Genomic DNA, 9184 nt, shown 5'->3' on the forward strand with positions numbered 1-9184 from the left:
GTGTGGGCTGGCCTGAGTGTACGCATGGGGAATGCCCCCGCCCAGTGTTTTGCCGTAGGACAGTTCAGCGCGGGCAGTAAGCCTTGTTGACCATGCCGACGAGGGTGCGATTGAGCCAGCGCGAGCCGAGGCGTGGCAGGAAGGCGAACCAGCGATTGCGCCTCCCGGGAATGATGATGGCGCGGTTTTTCTCCAGCGCCCGTACGGTGTACAGCGCGACTTCCTCGGGACTCATCAGCAGTTTGCTGTCCTTGAGTTTGTCGCTGTTGAGCTGCGCCGTGCGGAAAAATGCAGTGCGGGTCGGGCCGGGGCAAAGCACCGAAACCTTGACCGCGCTCTGTTTGAGCTCCACTCGCAGGGCTTCGGAGAAGTGCAATACGTAGGCTTTGCTGGCGTAATAAGTGCTCATCCACGGACCGGGATTGAACGCCGCCACCGAGGCGACGTTGAGAATCTGCCCGCCGCCCTGCAGCGCCATGCTGTTGCCGATGGCGTGGCACAGGCGGGTGAGGGCGAGGATGTTGACTTCGATCAGGTCCTGCTCGGTCATCCAGTCCTGGGCGAGGAATGGGCCGCAGGTGCCGATGCCAGCGCAATTGACCAGCAGATCGATCTGCCGGTCGCCTTCTTCCAGTTCCAGCAGGAACCCGGACAAGCGCAATGGCTCGCCGAGGTCGCAGGCGCGGAACAACACCTCCACGCCAAAGCGCTGGGTCAGTTCGATCGCGATACTTTCCAGCTGATCACGCTGGCGAGCCACCAGAATCAGGCTGCGGCCGCGCCGGGCCAGAGCTTCAGCCAGGGCCAGGCCGATGCCGCTGGAGGCGCCAGTGATCAGTGCGTAACGGGTCATGCAATTCTCCATCGCAACAGCTCCGCGCCAGCGACGCAGGTGTCACGGCGGGGAGCGCTGTTCATTCTTTCGCAGAGTCTACAGGGGCCGGGGCCGCTTCGGCTGCATCGTCCACGGAATTCGCCGGTTCAGTCTCGACCTCGACTTCATCGGTGGTGACCGAGCCGCTCTCGTAGCTGCTCTCAAGGTTGCTTTCGTATTCCTGCTGAATGGCCGAGATGCCGCCGAGCATGCCGCCGGCAAATACCAGAGCGAAGAACACGATCCACAACGAGCACAACACTTTGACCGCGGTACTGTTGGGCGGCGGCGGCGGGCCGTAGCGGTTGGCGCCAGTGTTGCCCGGTACGACCATGATCACCAGCGGGAAGAAGCTGCCCACGAACGGCACCAGGTTCAGCAGCCACAGCCAGCCGGACCAGCCGATGTCGTGCAGGCGCTGCACGCTGAACAGGATGCTGACAATGATGAAACCGAGGAACAGAAAGAACGCGAATATCCCGCCGATGATCAGACCGGTGGTGGAGTCGCCACTGACCAGTCCGAGCGCGAGCAGAGCGAATATGCCAACGATCGGCAGGGTTACCAGGCTCAGTACCATCGTCCAGGCCAAAAACCGCAGGCGACCGATCCGGCCTTCAACGCTGAAAGGCTTGAGCACAGCGAAGGCCGGCAGGTTCTCGCCAACGTCGGCGCGTGGTGGTGCGTAGGGGGAGGCTGGTTCTGCAATGACGGGCTGATGTTCGTGCACGTCCGCCAGATTCAGCTCGATTGCCGTTTCCGCCTCGATCCGCGCGTCGATCCCGGTTTTGCTCAGTGCTTGCAGATACGTCTGCGCATCACTGTGAGTCAGGTCGCGCTTGAGGGCGACGGTGCTGCCGTTGAACAGGCGCTCGATGGCAGCGACATCGCTTTTGAACAGGGCCGCCAGATTGAGCTTGGCGGTGGTGAGATCGACGCCGGGCTGCAGAGCACCGTCGAAAACGATCTTGTAACGAGGTTCGCTCATGGTCGGGGCATCCTTGTCGCGAATCAATTGAAAGGCAGCAAGTGTAAGGCCAGTCGGTCGATCACTGGCCTGATTTTTCTCGGCGCGGCCAGTGTTTGGGCAATTGCGCCGCGCGTTCCAGCGCCTGACGATATTCCGCGTCGAGCCGGGCGATCAACTGATCCACACTCGGCAAGTCGTCAATCTGGCCCACGCCCTGGCCGGCGGACCATACGGTCTTCCAGGCCTTGGCTTCGTCGTTGATCGGTTTGAGCTTGTCGCCGAAATTGACCTCGCCCTTGCCTTGCAGCGCGGCCATGTCAAAACCTGCCGCCTCCAGGCTTTGGCGCATGAAGCTGGCCGGTACGCCAGAGACGGCAGGAGTATGAATGATGTCCGCCGCTTTGGCCGTCAGCAGCATGTCCTTGTAGGCGTCAGGCGCATGACTTTCGGTGGTGCCGATAAATCGCGTACCGAAGTAGGCCAGATCCGCGCCGAGCAGTTGTGCGGCCAGGATCTCATGGCCGTGGTTCAGACATCCTGCAAGCAGCAGGGTTTTATCGAAGAACTCGCGGATCTCGGCGATCAGCGCAAACGGGCTCCAGGTCCCGGCATGGCCCCCGGCGCCCGCCGCAACGGCGATCAATCCGTCGACTCCGGCTTCGGCGGCCTTCTCGGCATGCCGGCGCGTGGTCACATCGTGGAACACCAGACCGCCGTAGCTGTGCACGGCATCGACCAGTTCCTTCACCGCACCGAGGCTGGTGATGACAATCGGCACCTTATGTTCGACGCAGATGTCCAGGTCCGCCTGCAGGCGCGGATTGCTGTTGTGAACGATCAGGTTCACGGCATACGGCGCCGGGTTGTCCAGCGTCGCCAGTCCCGCTTCGATCTCCTCCAGCCAGGCCTTGAAACCGCTGCTTTCACGTTGGTTCAGCGCCGGGAAACTGCCGACCACGCCGTTACGGCAGCAGGCGAGCACCAGCTCCGGGTTGGAGATCAGGAACATCGGCGCTGCCACTACCGGCAGGCGCAGACGTTGTTCGAGCAGAGCGGGCAGCGACATTGGAAATCCCCCGAGGTGTTATGCCTGTATAGAAGTTAGAACGGCTTGACCACGACCAGAATTACGATAGCCAGCAATATCAGAACCGGCACTTCATTGAACCAGCGATAAAAGACATGGCTGCGGGTGTTCTCGCCACGGGCGAAGCGTTTTACCTGCGCACCGCACATGTGGTGGTAACCGATCAGCAAGACCACCAGGGTCAGCTTGGCGTGAATCCAGCCGCCCATGCTGAAGATGCCCGGATTGAGGTAGATCAGCCAGCCGCCGAAGATCAGCGTGGCGATCATCGCCGGGCCCATGATGCCGCGATACAGCTTGCGCTCCATGACGCTGAAGCGTTCCTTGCTGATCGCGTCTTCACTTTGCGCGTGATAAACGAACAGCCGGGGGAGATAGAACAGCCCGGCAAACCAGCACACGACACTGACGATGTGAAACGCTTTGATCCACAGATAGAGCATTTTTAGTTATTCCCAGGTTCACGGTAGCCGGGATAGTAGAGGCTTGAGCGTCCGCACGTCACCTTGATGGTTGTCGCAGGGGCGCGCGGCCCCTATTATCGACGGCTTTCCAGTGGGTTCGTTGAGGGCAGGTTTATGGTCAAGGTCGGTATCGTCGGCGGCACGGGTTACACCGGTGTCGAACTGCTGCGTCTGTTGGCACAGCATCCGCAGGCAGAAGTGGTGGTGATCACTTCCCGATCCGAGGCCGGTCTGGCCGTGGCTGACATGTACCCGAACCTGCGTGGCCACTATGACGGTCTGGCGTTCAGCGTTCCCGATATCAAGACCCTTGGCGCTTGTGATGTGGTGTTCTTCGCCACCCCGCACGGCGTTGCCCATGCCTTGGCCGGTGAACTGCTGGCGGCGGGCACCAAGGTCATCGACCTGTCAGCGGACTTCCGTCTGCAGGACGCTGAAGAATGGGCCAAGTGGTACGGCCAGCCACACGGTGCGCCGGAATTGCTGGACGAGGCGGTCTACGGTCTGCCGGAAGTCAATCGCGAGCAGATCAAGAAGGCTCGTCTGATCGCCGTTCCCGGCTGCTATCCAACCGCTACGCAGTTGGGTTTCCTGCCGCTGCTTGAGGCGGGTCTGGCTGACACTTCACGTCTGATCGCTGACTGCAAATCCGGCGTCAGCGGTGCCGGTCGCGGCGCGTCTGTAGGCTCGCTGTACTCCGAGACGTCGGAAAGCATGAAGGCTTACGCGGTGAAAGGTCACCGTCATCTGCCGGAAATTCGCCAGGGTCTGCGTCGCGCTGCCGGTAAGGACGTTGGTCTGACCTTTGTGCCGCACCTGACGCCGATGATCCGTGGTATTCACTCCACGCTCTATGCGACCGTGGTCGATCGCTCGGTGGATCTGCAGGCGCTGTTTGAAAAGCGTTATGCCAACGAGCCGTTTGTCGATGTGATGCCGGCTGGCAGCCATCCGGAAACCCGCAGCGTGCGCGGCGCAAACGTCTGCCGCATTGCAGTGCATCGTCCGCAGGATGGTGATCTGGTGGTGGTGCTGTCGGTGATCGACAATCTGGTCAAAGGCGCGTCGGGTCAGGCGGTGCAGAACATGAATATCCTGTTTGGCCTGGATGAGCGCTTCGGCCTGTCCCACGCCGGCATGCTGCCGTAACACTTTCGGCAACACAGCAAAAAGGCCCGTCAAACGGGCCTTTTTGCATTCTGGGAAGTTGGTCGGGTTTATTGATATACCGTAACAATAGTTGACCGATTTTCTAGGACAAGCGGATAATGCGCGTCATCACGCATTATGGCGGCGTAACGCCGGGAGATAGTCAGCATGAGCGTCGAATCCTTCACCCCCACGGCTTTGCAATTCACCCAAGGTGCTGCGCACAAGGTGAAGAGCCTGGTCGATGAAGAGGGGAATGATCGCTTGAAGCTGCGCGTATTCGTTACGGGCGGCGGTTGTTCGGGGTTTCAGTACGGCTTCACCTTCGATGAGGATGTGGCCGAGGACGACACCATCGTCGAGCGCGAAGGCGTGAGTCTGGTGGTCGATCCGATGAGTTTCCAGTACCTGGCGGGTGCCGAAGTGGACTACCAGGAAGGTCTGGAAGGTTCGCGCTTTGTGATCAAGAACCCGAACGCCACCACGACCTGTGGTTGCGGCTCTTCGTTCTCGATCTGATCGCACCTCGCTACACACAACAAAACGCCGCAGAGTCTTACGGTTCTGCGGCGTTTTTTGTTGCCGGCGTTTTGTTCAGTTGGGGTAGATGGCGCCGAGTACCCGCAGGCCTTTGGCCCCAGTGACGCTCGGGCGATTGGCGGCAATGCCTTCGAGGCAGCAATGGGCCAGCCAGGCGAAGGCCATTGCCTCGACCCAGTCCGGATCGACGCCATGCGTGGCGGTGCTGGCAACGGTAGCGTTTGGCAGCAGTTCGGCAAGACGTTTCATCAGCGTAGCGTTGTGAGCGCCGCCGCCGCAGACCAGCATTTCCCGGGTATCGGATTGAGCGGTTTGCAGCGACTCGACAATGGTCAGCGCCGTCAGTTCGAGCAGCGTTGCCTGGACGTTTTCAGGGGCGAAGCTCGGTAACTCTGAGAGATGGTGTTCCAGCCAAGGCAGGTTGAACACTTCCCGGCCAGTACTCTTTGGACCTTTGGTCACGAAGAACGGATCGCTGAGCAGCGCTTTCAGCAAGACTGGCTCGACAGTGCCGGTGGCTGCCCACTGACCGTTGCGATCATAGTTCTCGCCGCGTTGCTGATGAATCCAGGCATCCATCAGCACATTCCCGGGGCCGCAGTCGAAACCGGCTACAGGCCTGGTCGGCTCAATCAGACTCAGATTGCTGAAACCGCCGACATTCAAGACTGCACGGTTACCGCTACGCTCCTCGAACAAAGCTTCATGGAAAGCAGGCACCAGCGGTGCACCCTGGCCGCCAGCAGCCACATCACGGCTGCGGAAGTCACTGATCACGGTGATGCCGGTCAGTTCGGTCAGTAGTGCGGGATTGCCGATCTGCACGGTGAAGCCGCGAGCGGGCTCATGGCGAATGGTCTGACCGTGGCTGCCGATTGCGCGAATGGCTTCAGGTTTGAGTTGCTGCTGATCGAGGAGGGTGTTGATGCCCTGTGCGGCGAGTTTTACCCAGTGCTGCTGGGCGAGCGCCGAGCGGGCGATCTCGTCAGGGCCGCTGGCGCACAGGCCAAGCAGCTCGGTGCGCAGGGATTCGGGCATGGGGATGTAGTGCGTGGCGATCAGTCTGATCGCCGAGGTCTGCTCGATCAGGGCGATGTCCAGCCCGTCGAGACTGGTGCCGGACATCACGCCGATATAAAGAGCCATGGTTTAGCGCTTGCTCGAAGCCAACATGGTGGCCTTCTCTTGGTCCATACGGGCCATCAATGGCTGGCTCTGTGCAAGGAAGCGTGCACGCTCGGATTTGGCGATCGGATCAGCCATCGGCAACTTCTGGCCCAGTGGGTCGACGTGAACGCCGTTGACCTGGAACTCATAGTGCAAGTGCGGTCCGGTGGACAGGCCGGTGGTACCGATATAGCCGATTACCTGGCCCTGCTTGACGGTGCCGCCGGTTTTCACGCCTTTGGCAAAGCCTTGCATGTGGCCGTAGAGCGTACGGTAGGTGTTGCCGTGCTGAATGATCACCGTGTTGCCGTAGCCACCGCGGCGACCAGCCAGCAGCACTTTACCGTCGCCGGCAGCCTTGATTGGCGTACCGCGTGGAGCTGCGTAATCGACGCCTTTGTGGGCGCGGATCTTGTTGAGGATCGGGTGTTTGCGGCCCATGGAGAATTTAGAACTGATGCGGGCGAAGTCCACCGGGGTACGGATGAACGCCTTGCGCATGCTGTTGCCATCGGCGGTGTAATAGCTGCTGTTGCCTTGTTTATTGGTGTAACGCACGGCGGTGTAGGTCTTGCCGCGGTTGGTGAAGCGCGCAGACAGGATCGGGCCGGTGCCCACTGCCTTGCCGTTGACCACTTTCTGCTCGTAGATCACGTCGAATTCGTCACCCTGGCGGATGTCCTGCGCAAAGTCGACGTCGTAGCCGAATACGCTGGCCATATCCATGGTCAGGCTATGGGACAGGCCTGCGCGGGCAGCGGATTGTGACAGTGAGCTATTGATCACGCCGTGCACGTAAGCCGTGCGAACGGTAGGTTTAGCGGTGACGCGGTTGAACGCATAGCCCTTGTCGTTCTTGGTCAGGGTGATGGTTTCAACGTCGCTGACCTTGCTGTGCAGGCTGGTCAGTTGGCCTTGCGGGTTCAGTTCGAACTCGAGCTTCTGGCCGTGCTTGAGCTGGCTGAACTGTTTGGCTTGTTTGTCACTGGCCAGGACTTCATGCACGGCGGCGGCTGGCAGGCCGACTTTCTCGAATAATGTAGAGAGCGTATCGCCCTTTGAGACGATGACTTCGCGATGTCCCGGGGCTTTCGGTTTTTCCCCAGCCGGAGCAGGCGCAGGTGCGGCCTCAGCGGTTTTCGGGGTGTCTTCGGTGCTGTTTTCGATTTGGGCGAAAGGTGAGGCTACTGGCTCATTTGTGGCTTGAACCGCGTCAGCAGCGTCTTGATCTTGTGTCAGTTGTTCAGCAGGACTTTCCAGTTCAAGGCTCAGGGTCGTCTTTTTGGCTTCAACATCACTGGAAGGGAATACCAGGAGCGCCAGGCTGAGAAGGGCGGCGATTCCACTTGCGGCAAGCAGGTGGGTCTTCGGGTAAAGCGGTGGCGCTTTAGACGGTTCAGTGGTCATAAGTAATTTTGACTTTGAAAAAAGATGAATTGGAAAAGATGAATGACATGATGAAGATGAAATAACTGTATAAAATATAACCAAATCATCCCCGAAGCAAGTCTACAGACAGCCTGTCTGCAGATTGGTGTCCGTGCGCCGGGCAAAACTTGTAATTGGTGCACGATCTTGTATGGTTGGTTCCCTTTGAATCTGAGCCTTGCGGGTCTGTTATGAAGTCGGTTGAAGAGCAGCTAGCGCTGATTAAACGTGGTGCGGAAGAACTATTGGTCGAGTCCGAGCTGATCGAGAAGCTCAAGCGCGGCCAGCCGCTGCGTATCAAGGCTGGTTTCGATCCAACCGCCCCGGATCTGCACTTGGGTCACACCGTGCTTATTAATAAGCTGCGCCAGTTCCAGGAATTGGGGCATCAGGTGATCTTCCTGATTGGTGACTTCACCGGGATGATCGGTGATCCAAGCGGCAAGAGCGCTACTCGTCCTCCTTTGACTCGCGAGCAGGTTTTGGAAAATGCCGAGACCTACAAGTCTCAGGTGTTCAAGATTCTGGATCCGGCGAAAACCGAAGTTGCGTTCAACTCCACCTGGATGGATCAGATGGGGCCGGCGGACTTCATTCGTCTGACTTCGCAATACACCGTCGCGCGTATGCTTGAGCGTGATGACTTCGATAAGCGTTACACCACCAACCAACCGATCGCCATTCACGAGTTTCTCTATCCTCTGGTTCAGGGTTATGACTCGGTTGCTCTGCGCGCGGATGTCGAGTTGGGCGGTACTGATCAGAAGTTCAACTTGCTGATGGGGCGTGAGCTGCAGCGTGGGTATGGCCAGGAAGCTCAGTGCATTCTGACCATGCCGCTGCTAGAAGGTCTGGATGGCGTGAAGAAGATGTCCAAGTCGTTGGGCAACTACGTCGGTATCCAGGAAGCGCCAGGTGTGATGTACGGCAAGCTGGTCTCGATCCCGGATGCGTTGATGTGGCGTTACTTTGAGCTGCTCAGTTTCCGTTCGATGGATGAGATCGAAGCCTTCCGTGCGGATGTAGAGGCTGGGGCTAACCCGCGCGATATCAAGATCAAGCTGGCAGAAGAGATTGTCGCTCGCTTCCACGGTGAGGAGGCTGCCGCCAATGCGCATCGCGCTGCTGGTAACCGTATGAAGGATGGTGAACTGCCGGATGATCTGCCGGAGATTGAGCTGGCTTCTGCTGAAGATATGCCGATTGCGGCCGTCCTTAATAAGGCAGGCCTGGTGAAGAACTCGGCGGCTGCGCGTGATCTGTTGGCTTCCGGTGGTGTGCGTGTGGATGGTGAGGTGGTTGATCGCTCCTTTATATATGTACTGGGTGCGACCCACGTTTGTCAGGCGGGCAAGAAGGCATTTGCACGCATTACGCTGAAATCTGAATAAAGTTGGATCTAGGGGTTGACGGCGAATTTTAGAAGTCTATAATTCGCCCCACTTCCGGCGCAGTCGAAACGGAAAACTCCTTGAGATTCAATGAGTTACGCAGTTTTCGACAGC

Annotated in this window: 9 protein-coding genes; 3 read left to right on the plus strand and 6 right to left on the minus strand. The window is 59.0% G+C overall.

The features are described from left to right. Positions 1-64: 64 nt before the first annotated feature. The 4 genes from AC27VU_RS09275 to hemJ form a co-directional block, all read right to left on the minus strand. Positions 65-853 carry an SDR family NAD(P)-dependent oxidoreductase gene (locus tag AC27VU_RS09275; protein WP_045122654.1) on the minus strand — a complete coding sequence of 263 codons (789 nt, stop codon included), beginning with the start codon at positions 851-853 and terminating at the stop codon, positions 65-67. Between the two features lie 61 nt (positions 854-914). Beyond that, the gene (locus AC27VU_RS09280; protein WP_201136435.1) at positions 915-1862 is read right to left on the minus strand and encodes a DUF805 domain-containing protein; all 948 of its coding nucleotides are present in this window, start codon (positions 1860-1862) and stop codon (positions 915-917) included. A gap of 61 nt (positions 1863-1923) precedes the next feature. Next, a complete protein-coding gene (locus tag AC27VU_RS09285) occupies positions 1924-2910 on the minus strand; it encodes an NAD(P)H-dependent flavin oxidoreductase (protein ID WP_488723907.1) in 987 nt (328 codons plus the stop codon). Between the two features lie 35 nt (positions 2911-2945). Beyond that, positions 2946-3374: a protoporphyrinogen oxidase HemJ gene (hemJ, locus tag AC27VU_RS09290; protein WP_098965883.1), complete on the minus strand. Its 429-nt coding sequence runs from the start codon at positions 3372-3374 to the stop codon at positions 2946-2948. A gap of 135 nt (positions 3375-3509) precedes the next feature. Here hemJ and argC point away from each other — a divergent pair, with 135 nt between their 5' ends. Together argC and erpA are read left to right on the plus strand one after the other, a co-directional pair. Beyond that, positions 3510-4544, plus strand: a complete 1035-nt coding sequence (gene argC / locus AC27VU_RS09295; RefSeq protein WP_047296942.1) for an N-acetyl-gamma-glutamyl-phosphate reductase — start codon at positions 3510-3512, stop codon at positions 4542-4544. Positions 4545-4712: 168 nt separating this feature from the next. After that, positions 4713-5063: an iron-sulfur cluster insertion protein ErpA gene (gene erpA, locus AC27VU_RS09300; RefSeq protein ID WP_003228776.1), complete on the plus strand. Its 351-nt coding sequence runs from the start codon at positions 4713-4715 to the stop codon at positions 5061-5063. Positions 5064-5138: 75 nt separating this feature from the next. Here the strand turns inward: erpA and AC27VU_RS09305 are convergent, their stop codons facing one another. Both AC27VU_RS09305 and AC27VU_RS09310 read right to left on the minus strand, forming a co-directional pair. Then, positions 5139-6230, minus strand: coding sequence for an anhydro-N-acetylmuramic acid kinase (locus AC27VU_RS09305; protein WP_488723908.1), 1092 nt, complete (start codon positions 6228-6230; stop codon positions 5139-5141). Between the two features lie 3 nt (positions 6231-6233). Further along, entirely contained in the window at positions 6234-7658 is a 1425-nt protein-coding gene (locus AC27VU_RS09310) for a peptidoglycan DD-metalloendopeptidase family protein (RefSeq protein WP_488723909.1), read from the minus strand. A 212-nt stretch (positions 7659-7870) separates the two neighbouring features. Here AC27VU_RS09310 and tyrS point away from each other — a divergent pair, with 212 nt between their 5' ends. Next, positions 7871-9070, plus strand: a complete 1200-nt coding sequence (tyrS, locus tag AC27VU_RS09315; RefSeq protein ID WP_201136440.1) for a tyrosine--tRNA ligase — start codon at positions 7871-7873, stop codon at positions 9068-9070. The last annotated feature ends 114 nt before the right edge of the window (positions 9071-9184 follow it).

The organism is Pseudomonas sp. 14P5.3.2 (genome assembly GCF_057799175.1).

Excerpts from the sequence above, each read along its gene's own strand:
- AC27VU_RS09275 (WP_045122654.1), bottom strand. The coding sequence starts at position 853 with ATGACCCGTTACGCACTGATCACTGGCGCCTCCAGCGGCATCGGCCTG.
- AC27VU_RS09280 (WP_201136435.1), bottom strand. The coding sequence starts at position 1,862 with ATGAGCGAACCTCGTTACAAGATCGTTTTCGACGGTGCTCTGCAGCCC.
- AC27VU_RS09285 (WP_488723907.1), bottom strand. The coding sequence starts at position 2,910 with ATGTCGCTGCCCGCTCTGCTCGAACAACGTCTGCGCCTGCCGGTAGTG.
- hemJ (WP_098965883.1), bottom strand. The coding sequence starts at position 3,374 with ATGCTCTATCTGTGGATCAAAGCGTTTCACATCGTCAGTGTCGTGTGC.
- argC (WP_047296942.1), top strand. The coding sequence starts at position 3,510 with ATGGTCAAGGTCGGTATCGTCGGCGGCACGGGTTACACCGGTGTCGAA.
- erpA (WP_003228776.1), top strand. The coding sequence starts at position 4,713 with ATGAGCGTCGAATCCTTCACCCCCACGGCTTTGCAATTCACCCAAGGT.
- AC27VU_RS09305 (WP_488723908.1), bottom strand. The coding sequence starts at position 6,230 with ATGGCTCTTTATATCGGCGTGATGTCCGGCACCAGTCTCGACGGGCTG.
- AC27VU_RS09310 (WP_488723909.1), bottom strand. The coding sequence starts at position 7,658 with ATGACCACTGAACCGTCTAAAGCGCCACCGCTTTACCCGAAGACCCAC.
- tyrS (WP_201136440.1), top strand. The coding sequence starts at position 7,871 with ATGAAGTCGGTTGAAGAGCAGCTAGCGCTGATTAAACGTGGTGCGGAA.